Raw genomic sequence first — 16,114 nt, 5'->3', positions numbered from 1 at the left:
TTTTGATTGTCCCCCTGATGGGGTACACACTACTTATCACCAAAGTTTTTTATTATCATGTCATTTAATCAAAAATGACATTGATTAAATGCCCCCATTCCCGGATAAACAGCATTTTCACCCAAAGCTGCCTCAATTCTGAGCAGCTGATTATATTTAGCTACACGTTCAGTACGACTCGGTGCGCCTGTTTTTATTTGACAAGTGTTAAGAGCAACGGCCAAATCCGCAATTGTCGTATCTTCAGTTTCACCGGACCGGTGCGATGTAACAGTTGTATAGCCTGCTTTATGGGCCATTCTGATAGCTTCCAATGTTTCTGAAAGTGTACCTATTTGGTTCAATTTTATTAAAATAGAATTAGCGCAGCCGGCGTGAATTCCCTTCGCCAGGCGCTGCGTATTGGTAACAAATAAATCATCGCCTACCAGCTGAACCTTTTTACCCAGCTTTTCTGTGAGCTTATGCCAACCTTCCCAATCTTCTTCATCCAGTCCGTCTTCCAGCGATACGATCGGATATTTTTCACATAACCGCACCCAATAATCAATCAATTCATCATCGGTAAATTTTTTACCCGATTTCGGCAGCAAATATTCACCCTTCTTACTGCCCTTCCATTCACTGGCCGCCGGATCTATCGCTAGCATAAAATCTTTTTTAGGTTTATATCCTGCCGTATTAACAGCTTCCAAAATAGTATCAAGCACTTCTTCATCACTTGATAAATCAGGTGCAAAGCCTCCTTCATCACCAACAGAAGTGGCAAGTCCCCGATTTTTCAATATTTTTTGCAATGTATGAAATACTTCTGTGCACCAGCGCAATCCTTCTTTAAATGAAGGTGCTCCCACCGGCATAATCATGAACTCCTGAATATCTACATTATTGGTCGCATGAGCTCCACCATTTAGTATATTCATCATCGGTACGGGCAATCTATTACCGTTAATGCCGCCCAAAAAACGAAACAGAGGAATTTGCAATGATGCCGCGGCCGCCTTGGCACTGGCAATGGAAACAGCCAGAATTGCATTGGCACCAAGTTTAGATTTATCTTTCGTACCATCAGCTTTCAGCATAGCCTGATCCACTGCATAAACATCCGATGAATCCAATCCATGTACAGCATCATTTATTATAGTGTTAACATTATTTACAGCTTTGATAACACCCTTACCAAGAAAACGTCTTTTATCATCATCACGCATTTCCAATGCTTCAAATTCACCGGTGGATGCCCCACTAGGAGATGCTGCCCGTCCAACACTGCCATCCTTCAAGTACACTTCTGCCTCAACTGTTGGATTACCGCGTGAATCTATAATTTCCCGACCGATTACTTTTTCAATCTTAAATTTTTCCAAAATCATTGACAATACAACTCCTCTGCAAAATATTTTAAAATATACCAAGAAACGTTTGCTTCAATACCGCAGTGTCTCTTGAATGATGTTTTAACAAAATTATCATTACTATTTATCTATAAATACTATAGCATAGCTGATAAGCATTATCAATAATTTTGAAAAATTTAATATAACTTTAGCAATATTTAATCTGAAAGGAAACTCACTATGCTTTTCCATAGTATTCTGTTTACAAAAAAACATCTGACAAAACAGCACAAACAGCTGTACCGCCTGAGTATTTTACCGATTTAAATCTCGATCAAATTATAGATACTATTACTCAGGGCAAAGAAAAATATAATTTAAAACCTTTTTTATACGCCACTGCATGACTGTGAAGAAATCAGTTGTCTACTGATATAAAAAACTGCCTATAAATGTCTCATCACCCACCTCATGGGCAATGAAAAGCTTTATCTGTCCTAGTTTTTACATAGTACAATTTAAATAATAAATGAATTTTTTTCAGAACAATTCACAATAACTATCATATTTTACTGAAATTAATTCTAATCTATGCCATAATAGTATCAAAGTAATTATCTGCAAGGGAGTTGATACCATAATGGACAATCCGATTAATGAAACATCATATTCTGAAATATATCTTGCCGGTGGATGTTTTTGGGGATTACAGGCTTATATAGATAAACTATATGGTATAACATACACTACTGTCGGTTATGCCAATGGAAATACCGCCAATCCAACATATGAACAAGTTTGTTCCAATACCACCGGTTATGCGGAAACGGTACAAGTTAAATACAATCCATCACTTATCAGCCTTAATAATTTATTAAGCCATTTTTTCAAAGTTATCGATCCTACTTCCTTTGAACGACAAGGCAATGATTCTGGCAACCAATACCGCAGCGGAATCTACTATACAGTTTCAATTGACCGACAGATAATTGACCGACAGATCACCATTGAACAGCAAAAATACCAAAAACCGCTGGTAACTGAAGTTTTGCCACTCAAGTGTTACTATCCCGCCGAAAAATACCATCAGAAATATCTGGAAAAACATCCCGGCGGCTATTGTCATATCGATTTAACAATACTGAACCAAGATCCAATGACAAAACAAAATCATAACGAACATGCTGCCAATCTTTCACTCGACAGCGCTTTAACAACTGAACAATATTGTGTTACGCGGCAATGCGGTACTGAACCGCCCTTTTTGAATAAATATTGGAACAATCATGCCAAGGGCATTTATGTTGATATCGTGACCGGTGAACCACTATTCAGTTCTAATGATAAATTTGATTCCGGTACCGGCTGGCCAAGTTTTACTAAACCAATAAGTAAAGCTGCCGTCGAAACACGGCATGATTCTTCACATTCTATGGAACGTATTGAAGTGCACAGCCGGCACAGCGAAAATCATTTGGGTCATGTCTTTCCCGACGGACCGCGAGAATCCGGCGGACTACGCTACTGCATAAACAGTGCTGCCTTACGTTTTATTCCTTTGGAAAAAATGACCGAAGAAGGTTATGGTGCTTTAATATCAGCAATCATCTGATTTTATTGCTATATAATTTCATTGATCAGGAGGAAAATCTTGTTTAATAATCATTCTGCTGCCAGTAAATCCTGCCCTGCTAAAAATTCTACGGTCTCAATAGGTGCGTTATGCCATCAAACAGCAAACTTACAGCACCTGAACGATAAAGACGCTATTTTAGTGATAAGTTTTGGTACTACACAAAAACAGGCCCGGCAGAACGCTATCGAAAATATTACCAACAAAATACAAGCGGCTTATCCTTTGTTAAAAATAGTCAGTGCCTTTACTTCGCATATCGTCATCCGGCGCATTAAAGAAAATGAAAACCTTAAATACAACACACCGGAACAGGCACTGGATAAATTGGCTGCAGACGGTTATACACGCATTGCGATAGTGGCATTGGATATCATTCCCGGTATAGAGTATGCTTATAAACAAAAAGTGTTTGAACTATATAAAAATCACTTCAAAAAAATGACTATGTCCACTCCTTTGTTATATTGGCAAGGACAAAAAAACCACCGGGATGACATTAATGATGTTTTTGCCACATTTTTACATGAACTGCCAATTAAAAAAGACAATTTTGATGCATTGCTGGTTTTCGCACATGGTACTAAGCATCCCGCTAATGCCTACTACACTGCAATACAGGCCAGATTAAATTGTTCCCAGCAGCAACCGCCTGTTTTTGTTTATACCGCTGAGGGTTATCCTGATCTCAGCTCAATTATCCCTATGCTGAAAATTAATAATTATAAGCGCCTTTTATTACTTCCTTTTATGATTGTCGCAGGCGAACATGTTTATAATGATATGACTGGCGACAACATGACTTCCCATAAGTCATTATTACAACGACAAAATTTCCGTATCAGCACTTATTTACATGGACTAGGGGAAAATGAAACGATTTGCCGATTTTTCCTTGATCGCACCAGAGAAACATACCAACTGTTGGTAAATTAACCCTTATGAGGAGATATTAATGAAACAACATACAATGCATGCCATATTGCTTGAACCTGAAAAAAAACCTGAAATACTGTTATTGCCCACAGAAGGACTGACTCATGAAGAAGCTATTCGTGATGTTTTAGAGGGTAACTATGGAGCCTTAGAGTTTTTTAAAATACAAAATGATATTTCTTTGTTTATCCTCGTCAATGATTTTAGTGCCGTACTCGGTATGAAACCCAATCGCTGTTTTCCCGCACCTGATGAAAAACAAATTATTTTCGGCAAAGCCATTTTCATAGCTGCTTATAACGGTGAATCAACCGACAGAGAAGGTACCTTGGATATGCCGACAGATATCTGTAAAATTTTTATTGAACAAATCGATAAAAATTTCACTCCGTGCAAGGGAACAGAAAAACCGCATCACAAGGATATCATTTATTATGACAATAAAGGCCAGACTGATGAACGTGCTTACATCTGGCGGGAAATAAAAAAACCCGACCGTCTCAGTAAACCATTAGCGGCCGGACGAGTCAATTTTTATGGACGTGAAACACGTGAAATCATGGAGATAAACAATCATTTCTTCAAAAAAGTTATTCTAAAGAGAAAATAATATGTCAATAATCTGGATACTGGTTAACGCAGTCATACCATTATACCTTACAATGATTTAACAGCTATCCTGCAGCCATAACATCGGGAATCTTTACTCACACATAATACAGTACCGAAAATGGAACTTTGTATATTTATTTAGATTACGCACTATATATGACAGTTTTTACGTTAAATCCGCTTTTTCATCTTCACAATTCCCAAAACTGCAACAACTGCAACAAATATCACTTCCAGCCAGCCGCCAATCAGCAGCAGATATATTCCCAATGCTTTATCCATCAACATCATCTTAGCTGCTGTAAATGCCAAAATTCCACTTCCCAAATAGATAATGGCAGGAAACCTTTTCATAATAAGCAGCAGCAACTGCGCTCCGCCGATTATTATAGGCATGCTTATCAGCAGTCCGCACAAAATGAGACTCCATTTTTCATCAGGTACAGTATTAGCAACACCGGCCATTGATAATACATTATCGAGACTCATAACAAAATCAGCAACCATAATCGTCTTTACAGCACCCAAAAATGTTGTTGAAGCCTGCTTACCATGCTGTGCTTTATCATCAAGCAATAATTTCAACGCTATATAAAATAATGCTATACCGCCGATAAACTGCAAATAAGGCACCGTCAATAATTCTGTGGCAAATACGGTAAATACTACACGTATGATTATTGCTCCGGCACAGCCGATCAACATTGCCTTAAACCGATCCGCAGCATTCAAATTTTTACAGGCCAATGCTATCAAAATAGCGTTATCTCCACTTAATATTAAATCCAATATCAGTATGCCACCTAAAGCAACAAACCAATCTAATGAAAAAATTCCTGCCAAATTAATCGCCTCATTTCCTTCAAATTTTTATATAATATACAAAAAGACCCTGTCTTACAGAATATTTCCGTAAAACAAGGTCTTGCTTACATTATCTGCCGGCCGCACCGGAGGTTATAACTCGTATTGACGATTATCGGCCGTTCAGCTACTCCCCTTATCAAATAGCATTATTCAATTTCTTATAAATATAGCATGAAATAAATTATTTGACAAGCACTATAATATATTTATCTTAATTCCGTCAGATATTCCTCAAAACAAATGCCTTCTTTTCCTGGGATGCCGATTTTTTCAGTATAAATCAAACTTTTGCGCACGAACTCAGCAGCCTTATTCACAGCAATCGTAGCAGTTTCACCTTTTACCATAGAAGCTGCTACAATTGCCACAAAAGCATCACCTGTACCTGAATGAGCAGCCCCTGTTTTAGGCACTTGTAAAAGCCTGCCCTGTCCATTTTGATAAATATAATTACCAATATTCACACCGCGTTCAATTCCTGTTATGATAACGGTCATCTTAGAAGGTACTTTATTAAAATCTGCCAGCTTTTCACTGATTTGGCAAAGATCTGTATCACTTATCCATCCGTCAACCGGATAAGGCCTGTCAATGAGATTACAAGCTTCTGTCAAATTAGGAGTCAACACATCAGCAGCGGGCAGAAGCACCTTCATGCGCCTGCATAATTGCGGTGTATATGATGCATATAATTGTCCATCATCCCCCATGACAGGATCAACTATCAATAGTGTCTTATCAGCGGCAGTTGTTCCGTTCCGCTTAAAAGTCTTAATAAAGTCATTTACAATATGTATCTGCTGCTCAGAGCTGAGAAATCCTGTCAGTATGCCATCAAATTCCAACTGCAGCTTACTCCAATTATCTATATAAGACTGCATCCTATCAGAATAATCATCCATATAGTAACCGTCAAAGCCGGTATGTGATGATAGAATCGCCGTTGGCAGCGGACAAACCTGGACTTTAAGGGCTGCCATCAATGGCCGTTCGATTGTCGTCGAACAGCGTCCAAATCCCGTTATATCATTAATAAGTGCTATTCTTTTTTGTTTCATGTCCGCTTCCATCCAACCTATGTAATAATATTTATTATAAACTAAAAACTCCGCTGAAAAATAGCTGCGGAGTTTTTAGTTTGTTAGTTATTTTACCGGATTAGCCACAATTTTTCTTTTTGCCCTGCGTTTTTCCCCATATTCACGAAAAGTTACCCAGAGCGGTGTAGCCGTAAAAATAGAAGAATACGAACCAAAGGCAAATCCGACTATCAATGCAAACGCAAAATCTTTCGTTGTGTCTCCGCCAAACACATATAATGCAACGGCTGTCACCAATACCGTCGTCACCGTGTAAATAGACCGTGTCAAAGTCTGATAAATACTGCGGTTGGCCAATTCTTCAATATCGCCACCGCGTTTAAAATGTAATTTCAGATTTTCGCGAATACGATCAAATATAACTATGGTATCTGTTACCGAATAGCCTACTATAGTTAAAATAGCCGCAATGAAAGAAGAATCTATTTCTTTTTGCGTCAGAGAAAATACACTGAGCACTACCAACGTATCATGCACTAATGCCAATACTGCCGCCAACCCAAATTTGAATTCAAACCGATAGGAAATATAAGCAATTATCAACAGCCATGATATCAACGTCGCCCAAACGGCATTCATTATAAGATCTTTCCCGATGGTTGCACCAACTTTTTCTTCACGCAATACTTTATAATCGCCTAATTTGTTTTGTAAGTCAGTCATGACTTCCTGACGCTCTGTCTGCGATAAATCTTTTGTCCTTATCATTACGTTCTGTGCTTTTGTATCACTACTGGCATTACCCGACATCTGTATCTGACTGTTTCCCAGCCCATAGTCATTCATTGCTGACCGGATATCATTTATATCAACAGTATTTTCAAACTCCAGATTGATTAATGTACCACCGGTAAAATCAATTCCCAGATTAAACCCCTTGGTAAACATGCAGATAAGCCCGGCTATTATTATCAACGATGAAAAAGTATACCATATCTTGCGATGACCAACTATATCAAATCTATTCATCATTTCACCGCCTTTTCTGAAAACAAAGATGCGCCAAAAAGGCGATGATTATGTACTATATCAGCACCGATAAGCCATTTCATCTGATATTGTGTCATTGTTGTCGCCGTAAACAAGCTCAATACTGCACCTAACCCTAAAGTGATGGCAAACCCCTTTATAGGTCCGGTTCCAAAGAAAAACAACACAACAGATGCTATTATTGTCGTCAAATGTGAATCCAATATAGTCACAAAAGCACGTTTAAACCCGGCATTCATTGAAGCGCGAATCGTTTTTCCGAATCGCATTTCCTCTTTAAAATGCTCAAAGATAAGAACATTGGCATCAACAGCCATCCCTACCGATAATATAATCCCTGCTATCCCCGGCAGAGTGAGCGTTGCATCCAGCATTTTCAAAAGGAACAACAAAATCAGCACATACGCCATCAAGCTTATGTCAGCAACAAATCCAGACACTCGATAAAATACCAGCATAAACAAAATTACTGCGCCCACACCAATGGCAAAGGCAAATTCACTTTTGTCCTTTGAATCTTGTCCCAGTGTCGGTCCTACCGTACGTGTTTCTACAACCTGTACTTTTACCGGCAGCGCCCCGGAGCGCAACAGCAATGCCAGATTGTGTGCTTCTTCAATAGAACGGTTACCGGTTATGACCGCCTTGCCACCAGTAATTGGTTCTTTAACATTAGGTGCCGTTAAAACATTGCCATCAAGAACAATTGCAATAGTTCTGCCAACATTTTCAGCTGTCAGATCAGCAAACTTTTTAGCTCCTTCATCACTGAATTCCAATGAAACGAGATTTTGTCCCTGTTGGTCGGTTTCTTCGCGGGCATCCTTCAAATCGGTCCCGGTAAGTCCGACGTTACCGTCTTCATCTTTAAATTCAAGCATTGCCGTTTTGCCAAGTACATCAATAGCTTTATCCGGATCTTTTACACCGGGCAGTTCGACAATAATGCGGTTTTGTCCTTCACGCTGGATGACTGGCTCAGTCAGTCCCATAGCATTAACACGATTTTCCATTATCTTAACAACACGATTCATCGCATCATCATTAACTTTTGCTTGTGGAGTATCTACCCCTTCCAAAACTACATGTGTCCCACCCTGTAAGTCGAGACCTTGCCGTATCGAATATGCTAATGGCTTAATAAATGCAATAAATGCGACCACAACGCATATGACTACGACAGCGAGCTTTACAAAACTTTCCCGCTTCAACAATATCCCTCCAAAATAAATTCTTTATCCCCAAAATAAAAAATAATCATAATCATTTTGATACAATCTGTTTTTATTATAGCCATATCAAATACATAATGTCAATTTTTCCATATTTCAATCACATTGTCGTGATTCAATAAAATCAACTACAATTGATAGTACCTCAATTGGTGTCAGCTTATCCGTCAGCAGATACAAGTCGGCATGACTACGGGCATCAGATAATCTGTCATGTTGTATATCTATATGTTCTTGCGTCCACCGTTCACGGCGGCGTTTCTGTACTGTCATCAACGTGGCATCAAGCACTATGAGCAAATCCGGTTTTCTTTTCAGCCAAAGCCTTTTTACACAGGAATGTTCCTGGGCTATATTACAGGCGTCATAGCCTTTTTCCTGTAATTTCCCAACCAATGTGGATTTACCCGATGCACAAACGCCAACGACCATAATTTTCATGCTGTCTCTCCGTTAAAATGGAAATACTACATTTACCCGGCTGACCCGCACCGGTGGATTATCCTTTTCACATACGCTCATAGCCACAACTGTCATATCATCACCGGCTTTATTTTCATCAAGCTGCAATGCATATTCCATAATGCTGTTAACAATAAAATCAACGTCTTCAGCCGAATTTTCCTTTACAATGTCCATTATTTTATCAAAATCAGCCGTTTTACCAATTGTTTTTCTGCCGGCTGACTGTATTCCGTCTGTATAAGATACAATTACCATCCCCGGTGTTATCGGCAATTCATAGATAAGCGGCTTAGTATGGTGATGCACACCAATCGGATTTACATTGTCGTCATATACGCAAACATAATCATCAGTTTTAATAATAACGGGACAATTGGAATTACGGCTTATAACCATGGTCTGTGTATCGAGATCAGCACTGATAACAGTAAGCGTACAGGAAACCTTTTTATCCTTGACTGCGTATAAATAATCATGCACAGCACGTGCAACTGCACCGTCACGAGTTCCATCACCAATCAACGAAACTGCCCGGTTTACCACTAACCCGCTAGTATGATGTGCCGATAGTCCATGTCCCTGTCCATCGGCCAGTATAAGCGATAAACCGCCTTGCGGCCGTTCTGCCACATCACTGGTATCACCGCTGAATTCCATTGCATAACGAGTAGTTTTAGCCATAGCCACTTTTATTTCCATAACAGACAGACTTCCCCATCGTTCTTAATAAAATAATTTATTAAAAAATTTTTTTCTCCGTAATGACCATATCTAACAGTATGTCATGTGGTTCCACAGGTAATACCGCTGCTTCCTGTCCGGCAAAAAATACTCCGGCTTTAACAGCTCCGGCTGCTTTAGGCAAAAAGCGGTCATAAAAACCGCCCCCCATCCCCAATCTCTGTTTAGAAGAAGAAAAAGCAACTCCCGGCACAATTATCAGATCAATATCACTTGGATCAACAAAGTGCCTTTCATCTGCCGCAACAGTCAAAATATTTGACTTACCCGCTGTAAGCTTTGCCAAATCCTGCACTACAGCAGCCCGCATGATACCATTAGTCAAATCTTCTATATAAGGCAGGCATAAAATTTTCCCCCGCCGCAGAACATCTTGTAAAATATCCTGTGTTTGAACTTCATCCGGCATCGACGCGAATGCCATAACACACTCAGACTGCTGATAGACTGGTAATGACAACACTTGTCTGCATATGTCAGCACTATATTGGGACAGCTGCTGCGATGTGAGACTGCGCCTAAATAGCAGCGATGCTTTGCGTAAGTTCTTTTTACTTTGCATTTTCCGCATCATTTTTTTGCTTGCTTATATTACTGCCAATGGCGGCACGTGATACTTCAATTTCCACATTATCTGCTATTTTTAAACGTGCCCGATCCTCATTGAGCGAAGTCACTTCGCCATACACACCGCCGACAGTAATTACCCTGCTCCCCACTTTAATTGATTCAATCATTGCCTGGCGTTTCTTTTGTTGTTTTTTCTGTGGGCGATACAAAAGAAAATAAAAAATCACAACTAGTAATACCGGAAAAGCAAAAGCTTGCAATTGCTCCATATCCATTAATAAAAACACTCCTTAAATAAAATCATGATTAATAAAAGCATAACTTATTATACATTTCGACATAATATAAAATTACTCCTCTACTTTATTTTATATTGTGCAGCAAATTTATTATGAAATTCAACAAAGCGATCTTCAATAATTGCCCGGCGCATTTTCCGCATAAAATCAATGAGAAAATATAGATTATGGATTGTCAGCAACCGCAGACCGAAAATCTCGTTTACCCGTACTAAATGTCTGATATAAGCCCGCGAATAATTACGGCAGGCATAGCAGCCGCAGTTTTCATCAATTGGAGAAAAATCATGTTCAAATTCAGCATTTTTTATGATCATCCGTCCCTGCCATGTCATTGCTGTTCCATTACGAGCCACACGTGTCGGAAAAACACAGTCAAACATATCGATACCGCGTTTTACACCTTCTGCCAAACAATCCGGAGTCCCAACCCCCATTAAATAACGCGGTTTATTTTGCGGCAGGTAACCGGTAGTATAATCAAGCACGTCATACATCATTTCTTTCGGCTCACCCACGCTTAATCCGCCGATAGCGTAGCCTGGCAAATCCATCGCGACCAATCTTTCAGCGCAGTCTTTGCGTAGTTCTTTATACATTCCCCCCTGCACAATACCAAACAATCCCTGACCAGAACTTGTAAGTGTATTTTTACAGCGCTGCGCCCAGCGTAATGTTCTTTCTGTTGATTTTTTCGCATAATCATAATCTGCCGGATAAGGAATACATTCATCAAACGCCATGACAATGTCAGATCCCAGTTCCATTTGAATTTTTGTGGCTATTTCCGGTGATAAGAACTTTTGTGAACCATCAATATGAGAACGAAAAGCAACTCCTTCTTCCGATATTTTGCGCAAAGCTCCCAGACTAAACACCTGAAATCCACCGCTATCGGTCAAAATACCTCTATCCCAGTTCATGAATTTGTGCAGACCGCCCGCCTCACGAATCAATCCGGAACCGGGCCGTAAAAATAAATGATATGTATTACTCAAAATTATCCCGGCGCCTATCTGCTTTAATTCCTCCGGTGACATAGCTTTTACTGATGCTTGTGTCCCCACAGGCATAAAAATCGGCGTTTCAAAACTGCCGTGCGGTGTATGAATGATCCCCGCTCGTGCTCCGGTTTCAGAACATTGTTTTATTAACTCATATGTAATAGCTGGCATTAATTTTCCTCACAATTATATTCAATAGATAAAATTATAACGCAAAATCTCATCCTTCAGGTCGATTATTCCTGCGCTTTTTTTGTCACATAAACGCACAAACTGAAACAAGTAATCACATAAAACAGTAAAACGGCTACTGATATCATATTTGGCACTCCTCCGCTGCCAATTCCCCGCAGCAAAAGACTTGTATGTGTCAATGGCAGTATATGCACAAAATAATAAAATGCTGTGGGCAGTTTATCCGGAGAGAAAAACGTTCCGCATAAAAAAGACATCGGTAACAAAATATATGTATTAAATCTTCCCATGTCTTCATATGAAGCAATGGTCATCGCCGCATAAAAACCAATTTCAGCAAATATCGCACAGTTTAATATCAACACCAGCAAAAACAGCGGCGTTATTGTAAAATCAGCACCAAAAGCATATGCCAATATTATTATAATTGCTGAAGAAATCATTCCCCGTAATATAGCTGCCAATATTTTCCCAATAGCAAATGACAATGGATTTATCGGTGCCGTAAAATATTCTTCAATACTCTTATGATAAACTCGTTCACCATGCAGTGATGTTAAACTGTTAAAGGAAATATTCATCGAATTCAAGGCCAGTATCCCGGGCACCAGAAAGTTAATGTATGCCCCGCCACCAGTCGTGATACTGCGGCCAAGTCCCCAGCCAAATGCCACCAGATAAAGAATCGGTGCTACCATACGGCTCAAGATAAATTTTATCATACGACGTTTTAATACTATCCAATCACGCCAAAAAGCCGTAATAATGTCATACAGCATCACTTATTCACCCTTCTTCCTGTCAGCTCAACAAATACATCCTCTAAATTAGCATGACGGCGCAATATATTTTCTTGAAAAAGATTATCGGCAAAAGTTTTTGCTTCATCTTTGCTGTGAAATATCTTAAACTCACGTTCCGTCTTTTCATTATCCCATTCAACCACATAACTGCCAATTTTTTGCTGTAAAGCCTGCGGAGTATCAAGTGCTATAAGTCTCCCCTTATTCATTATCGCAACTCTGTCACACAAAGCTTCGGCCTCTTCAATGTAATGAGTAGTCAAAACTATAGTTACACCACTACGCTGCATCTTCCTTATTAAATCCCAGATGCGCCGGCGTACCTGAGGATCAAGAGCGACAGTCGGTTCATCCAGGAACAATATGTCCGGCTCATGCATAAGTGCCCGCACAATCAGCAGACGCCGTTTCATACCACCTGATAATGCCCGTACATTATCATTAATCCGATCAGTCAGTTCAACGTAATTCAGCAGCTTATCTATTATAATTTTCCTTTTCTTAGCAGGTATATGGTGCAGCCGCCCATGCAGCTGCATATTTTCTCCCACTGTCAAGTCCTGATCAAAATTTATATGTTGTGGAACAACACCAATTAATTGCTTTATCTGTTTGGCAGCAATCGCCGTATCTAAATCATCATAATATATTTTTCCTGCCGTCGGCTTAGTCAGCAAAGTGAGCATCCGTATAATAGTCGTTTTGCCCGCACCATTTGGTCCCAGCAATCCAAAAATTTCCCCTTTATTGATTTGCAGATCCAATCCGGCAACAGCCACTTTAAGATCATCTTTTCCCGCAGCATTTTTATAGGGAAAAACTTTCCTAACACCTTCAAGACACAGCAATAAGCATCCCTCTCTTCATTATACCGACACTAAAACTCAATACCCTTTTGTGCCTTTATTCCTTTTGCATAAGGATGTTTTATTTCTTTCATCTCAGTCACCAAATCGGCTTCGGCAATTATACTATCCCGCGCATCACGTCCTGTCAATACTAAGTGCAATTTCGCCGGTTTTTTAGAAATAAGCTGCAATACATCTTCTTCTGTCAACAAATTAAACTTTACTGCATAATTTATTTCATCGAGAATCAGCATATCCCATTCACCGCTGGTTTCTTCCTCCAATGCTTTTTGCCAAGCCGTTCGGGCAGCTTTTATATGTTCTTTTTGCTCTACTCCGGTATCTTTATGAGTAAAACCTTCCCCCATCTGTATTATCTTTATCCGTTCTCCCGGCAGTGCCTGCAGAGTATTGAGTTCTCCGTATCGCCAGCCGCCTTTGATAAATTGAATTATCAGCACTCGCATATTTTCTCCCCAGGCTCTTATTGCCAGTCCTAAAGCCGCGGTCGTTTTCCCCTTGCCATTGCCCGTATTAACTATGACAAGCCCTTTCGTATCCATATTTTCCCTCCCAGTATCAAAGGCCATTATGCCACCATGCCGGCACAACAGGCAATAGTACTATTACCAGTGCAATAAACAATACAGTAGTCGTATACATTATTTGTATAGCAGAAATAATATGTCTTGAGCACAGACGCTCACAAATATCTCCCATGTAAGCACGAAAATGCGGCTGTCCAAAATAAAAATTTTGCCCGCCCAGTCTTATATCAAGAGCCCCGGCCATAGCCGCTTCTGTGAAGCCGCCGTTGGGACTCGGATGTTTCTTGGCATCGCGCTTCATCATTTTCCAAGCATTTTTATAGTCAAAATGTAAAATGGCTGCGGCCACTATCATTAAAACACCGGTTAAACGAGCCGGAACAAGATTGAGCGCGTCATCAATACGCGCTGAAGCCTTACCAAAATAAAAATACTTATCATTCTTATAACCGACCATTGAATCCAATGTATTGGCCATTCGGTACAAAACCGCCCATGGCAGCCCGCCGATAAAAAAATAAAACAATGGCGCAATTATCCCATCAGTAGTATTTTCTGCAATTGTTTCAACTGTTGCTCTCACCAGTTCCGGTTCTTCCATTGCATCGACATCCCGTCCGACGATATAGTGTACTTTCCGTCGAGCCATTTCTATATCATCGTGCAATAAACTGTTAATTACACCCTCACCAGCCTGCATGAGCGCTTTTGGTGAAATCATAAAACTTAGCAGCAATGCCTCGACCATAAGCCTGAGCCACCAATTAAGAGCAAATTTCTCCATGCCCCATAATATTCCCCAGGTAATAGCGTAAGATGCAGCCAATAATACCAAAGAAAATATCATTCCCATTATTAAATTCAACCATTTATTATTCTTATCACGCCGCAATATATGTTCGAGTCCTGCTATACCTTTCCCCATCAATGCTACAGGATGGAATTTGCTATCCGGATCACCAATAATTGTATCTATTATAAAGGCGGATATTGCTATTATTGCCGGTACCATACCGTCATCTACCCCCGTTGCATCTTATTCTTGTCGACAAATATTTTCTAACTCATATGTTGTAATTTTTTTTGTATGGTTCTTGCTGTGGGCGTCTTGGCAAGTCCGCCTTCTGATGTTTCCCTTAAGGCTACCGGCATCATCCGGCCAATTTCATACATAGCAGTAACAACTTCATCCGGCGGTATGACACTCTTCACTCCGGCCATAGCCATTTCTGCTGCAGTCAGTGCGTGTACCGCATAAAATCCATTACGTTTTACACAAGGTACTTCTACTAATTCTGCCACCGGATCACAAACAAGTCCCAAAGTATTTTTCAAAGCCAGTGTTGCTGCCTGCATCAATTGTTCACTGCTGCCTCCCAATATATCCACCACAGCCGCTGCTGCCATTGCTGCAGCCGTGCCGCATTCAGCCTGACATCCACCAACAGCTCCTGCTATACAAGCGTTTTTGGCAATAACATTTCCTATCCCTGCCGCAGTAAAAAAAGCATTGCAATATCTTTCCTGGTTTGCCCCTTTAGCTTCACCGACGGCAAAAACGGCAGCCGGTACAATACCGCACGAACCCGCTGTCGGGCAGGCAACAATTTTATGCATTTTAGCATTTCCTTCACTCACTGCCAATGCGTATAGCAACGCCCGGTGTCCGATATTTCCCAATAAAAGCGGATCCATATGCTCAATTTTTTCAGCATCTCTTCCCACCATGCCGCTCATTGACAACCGTTGATCATAAAGTCCCTCTTTAACTGAATCAGCACATACCTTAATTCTCATCTGCATTTTTTCTATTACTTCTGCTTTAGTAATCTCATATTCTTCAGCTTCACGCTGCAAAACTACCTGTGCAACAGACATATCATGCTGCTGCGCCAATGCCAGCAAGTCAGCCAATGTTCCATATTCGAACATCT

At 40.1% G+C, this 16,114-nt stretch carries 18 protein-coding genes; 3 read left to right on the top strand and 15 right to left on the bottom strand.

What is annotated here, in order from left to right; all coding sequences use genetic code 11:
- Nucleotides 1-68: 68 nt before the first annotated feature.
- The gene (gene eno, locus I6751_RS08670) at nucleotides 69-1,373 is read right to left on the bottom strand and encodes a phosphopyruvate hydratase (RefSeq protein ID WP_182186376.1); all 1,305 of its coding nucleotides are present in this window, start codon (nucleotides 1,371-1,373) and stop codon (nucleotides 69-71) included.
- A gap of 604 nt (nucleotides 1,374-1,977) precedes the next feature.
- Here eno and msrB point away from each other — a divergent pair.
- Genes msrB through I6751_RS08655 form a run of 3 tightly spaced genes read left to right on the top strand, consistent with a single transcriptional unit; the run spans nucleotide 1,978 to nucleotide 4,516 of the window.
- Nucleotides 1,978-2,949: a peptide-methionine (R)-S-oxide reductase MsrB gene (msrB, locus tag I6751_RS08665; protein WP_196591612.1), complete on the top strand. Its 972-nt coding sequence runs from the start codon at nucleotides 1,978-1,980 to the stop codon at nucleotides 2,947-2,949.
- A gap of 39 nt (nucleotides 2,950-2,988) precedes the next feature.
- A complete protein-coding gene (locus I6751_RS08660; protein WP_196591611.1) occupies nucleotides 2,989-3,906 on the top strand; it encodes a sirohydrochlorin cobaltochelatase in 918 nt (305 codons plus the stop codon).
- Between the two features lie 19 nt (nucleotides 3,907-3,925).
- A complete protein-coding gene (locus tag I6751_RS08655) occupies nucleotides 3,926-4,516 on the top strand; it encodes a hypothetical protein (RefSeq protein ID WP_196591610.1) in 591 nt (196 codons plus the stop codon).
- 173 nt (nucleotides 4,517-4,689) lie between these two features.
- On the opposite strand, the gene I6751_RS08650 is transcribed toward I6751_RS08655, so the two are convergent.
- The 14 genes from I6751_RS08650 to sdaAA form a co-directional block, all read right to left on the bottom strand.
- On the bottom strand, nucleotides 4,690-5,361 hold the full coding sequence (locus I6751_RS08650; protein ID WP_231037940.1) for a TerC family protein: 672 nt from the start codon (nucleotides 5,359-5,361) through the stop codon (nucleotides 4,690-4,692).
- Nucleotides 5,362-5,591: 230 nt separating this feature from the next.
- On the bottom strand, nucleotides 5,592-6,443 hold the full coding sequence (locus I6751_RS08645) for a pyridoxamine kinase (RefSeq protein ID WP_196599073.1): 852 nt from the start codon (nucleotides 6,441-6,443) through the stop codon (nucleotides 5,592-5,594).
- An 87-nt stretch (nucleotides 6,444-6,530) separates the two neighbouring features.
- The gene (secF, locus tag I6751_RS08640; protein ID WP_196591078.1) at nucleotides 6,531-7,454 is read right to left on the bottom strand and encodes a protein translocase subunit SecF; all 924 of its coding nucleotides are present in this window, start codon (nucleotides 7,452-7,454) and stop codon (nucleotides 6,531-6,533) included.
- The gene (secD, locus tag I6751_RS08635) at nucleotides 7,454-8,686 is read right to left on the bottom strand and encodes a protein translocase subunit SecD (protein WP_196591073.1); all 1,233 of its coding nucleotides are present in this window, start codon (nucleotides 8,684-8,686) and stop codon (nucleotides 7,454-7,456) included. The genes secF and secD overlap by 1 nt, the downstream gene beginning before the upstream one ends.
- A gap of 117 nt (nucleotides 8,687-8,803) precedes the next feature.
- Nucleotides 8,804-9,148, bottom strand: coding sequence for a hypothetical protein (locus I6751_RS08630; protein ID WP_182186383.1), 345 nt, complete (start codon nucleotides 9,146-9,148; stop codon nucleotides 8,804-8,806).
- A gap of 12 nt (nucleotides 9,149-9,160) precedes the next feature.
- Entirely contained in the window at nucleotides 9,161-9,871 is a 711-nt protein-coding gene (locus I6751_RS08625) for a PP2C family protein-serine/threonine phosphatase (protein WP_182186384.1), read from the bottom strand.
- A gap of 40 nt (nucleotides 9,872-9,911) precedes the next feature.
- Nucleotides 9,912-10,487 carry a 5-formyltetrahydrofolate cyclo-ligase gene (locus tag I6751_RS08620; RefSeq protein WP_182186385.1) on the bottom strand — a complete coding sequence of 192 codons (576 nt, stop codon included), beginning with the start codon at nucleotides 10,485-10,487 and terminating at the stop codon, nucleotides 9,912-9,914.
- The gene (gene yajC / locus I6751_RS08615; RefSeq protein WP_182186386.1) at nucleotides 10,465-10,758 is read right to left on the bottom strand and encodes a preprotein translocase subunit YajC; all 294 of its coding nucleotides are present in this window, start codon (nucleotides 10,756-10,758) and stop codon (nucleotides 10,465-10,467) included. The genes I6751_RS08620 and yajC overlap by 23 nt, the downstream gene beginning before the upstream one ends.
- Nucleotides 10,759-10,841: 83 nt before the next feature.
- Nucleotides 10,842-11,957, bottom strand: a complete 1,116-nt coding sequence (tgt, locus tag I6751_RS08610; protein WP_196591072.1) for a tRNA guanosine(34) transglycosylase Tgt — start codon at nucleotides 11,955-11,957, stop codon at nucleotides 10,842-10,844.
- A 65-nt stretch (nucleotides 11,958-12,022) separates the two neighbouring features.
- On the bottom strand, nucleotides 12,023-12,760 hold the full coding sequence (locus tag I6751_RS08605) for an ABC transporter permease (RefSeq protein ID WP_182186389.1): 738 nt from the start codon (nucleotides 12,758-12,760) through the stop codon (nucleotides 12,023-12,025).
- Complete coding sequence (locus I6751_RS08600; protein WP_182186391.1) at nucleotides 12,760-13,632, bottom strand: ABC transporter ATP-binding protein; 873 nt, start codon at nucleotides 13,630-13,632, stop codon at nucleotides 12,760-12,762. The genes I6751_RS08605 and I6751_RS08600 overlap by 1 nt, the downstream gene beginning before the upstream one ends.
- 29 nt (nucleotides 13,633-13,661) lie before the next feature.
- A complete protein-coding gene (gene cobO, locus I6751_RS08595) occupies nucleotides 13,662-14,195 on the bottom strand; it encodes a cob(I)yrinic acid a,c-diamide adenosyltransferase (RefSeq protein WP_182186392.1) in 534 nt (177 codons plus the stop codon).
- A gap of 16 nt (nucleotides 14,196-14,211) precedes the next feature.
- Entirely contained in the window at nucleotides 14,212-15,192 is a 981-nt protein-coding gene (cbiB, locus tag I6751_RS08590) for an adenosylcobinamide-phosphate synthase CbiB (RefSeq protein ID WP_182186394.1), read from the bottom strand.
- A gap of 47 nt (nucleotides 15,193-15,239) precedes the next feature.
- Nucleotides 15,240-16,112, bottom strand: a complete 873-nt coding sequence (gene sdaAA / locus I6751_RS08585; protein ID WP_196591071.1) for an L-serine ammonia-lyase, iron-sulfur-dependent, subunit alpha — start codon at nucleotides 16,110-16,112, stop codon at nucleotides 15,240-15,242.
- Nucleotides 16,113-16,114 lie beyond the last annotated feature (2 nt).

The sequence above is a fragment of the Pectinatus frisingensis genome (assembly GCF_015732285.1).
In the GTDB taxonomy this organism is placed as follows: domain Bacteria; phylum Bacillota; class Negativicutes; order Selenomonadales; family Selenomonadaceae; genus Pectinatus; species Pectinatus frisingensis.
This window is presented reverse-complemented; position numbering and strand designations above follow the sequence as displayed.

What these genes read in the sequence shown, in the direction of transcription:
- eno (WP_182186376.1), bottom strand. Translation starts at nt 1,373, where the DNA reads ATGATTTTGGAAAAATTTAAGATTGAAAAAGTAATCGGTCGGGAAATT.
- msrB (WP_196591612.1), top strand. Translation starts at nt 1,978, where the DNA reads ATGGACAATCCGATTAATGAAACATCATATTCTGAAATATATCTTGCC.
- I6751_RS08655 (WP_196591610.1), top strand. Translation starts at nt 3,926, where the DNA reads ATGAAACAACATACAATGCATGCCATATTGCTTGAACCTGAAAAAAAA.
- I6751_RS08645 (WP_196599073.1), bottom strand. Translation starts at nt 6,443, where the DNA reads ATGAAACAAAAAAGAATAGCACTTATTAATGATATAACGGGATTTGGA.
- secF (WP_196591078.1), bottom strand. Translation starts at nt 7,454, where the DNA reads ATGAATAGATTTGATATAGTTGGTCATCGCAAGATATGGTATACTTTT.
- I6751_RS08630 (WP_182186383.1), bottom strand. Translation starts at nt 9,148, where the DNA reads ATGAAAATTATGGTCGTTGGCGTTTGTGCATCGGGTAAATCCACATTG.
- I6751_RS08625 (WP_182186384.1), bottom strand. Translation starts at nt 9,871, where the DNA reads ATGGAAATAAAAGTGGCTATGGCTAAAACTACTCGTTATGCAATGGAA.
- I6751_RS08620 (WP_182186385.1), bottom strand. Translation starts at nt 10,487, where the DNA reads ATGATGCGGAAAATGCAAAGTAAAAAGAACTTACGCAAAGCATCGCTG.
- yajC (WP_182186386.1), bottom strand. Translation starts at nt 10,758, where the DNA reads ATGGATATGGAGCAATTGCAAGCTTTTGCTTTTCCGGTATTACTAGTT.
- tgt (WP_196591072.1), bottom strand. Translation starts at nt 11,957, where the DNA reads ATGCCAGCTATTACATATGAGTTAATAAAACAATGTTCTGAAACCGGA.
- I6751_RS08605 (WP_182186389.1), bottom strand. Translation starts at nt 12,760, where the DNA reads ATGCTGTATGACATTATTACGGCTTTTTGGCGTGATTGGATAGTATTA.
- cobO (WP_182186392.1), bottom strand. Translation starts at nt 14,195, where the DNA reads ATGGATACGAAAGGGCTTGTCATAGTTAATACGGGCAATGGCAAGGGG.
- cbiB (WP_182186394.1), bottom strand. Translation starts at nt 15,192, where the DNA reads ATGGTACCGGCAATAATAGCAATATCCGCCTTTATAATAGATACAATT.
- sdaAA (WP_196591071.1), bottom strand. Translation starts at nt 16,112, where the DNA reads ATGTTCGAATATGGAACATTGGCTGACTTGCTGGCATTGGCGCAGCAG.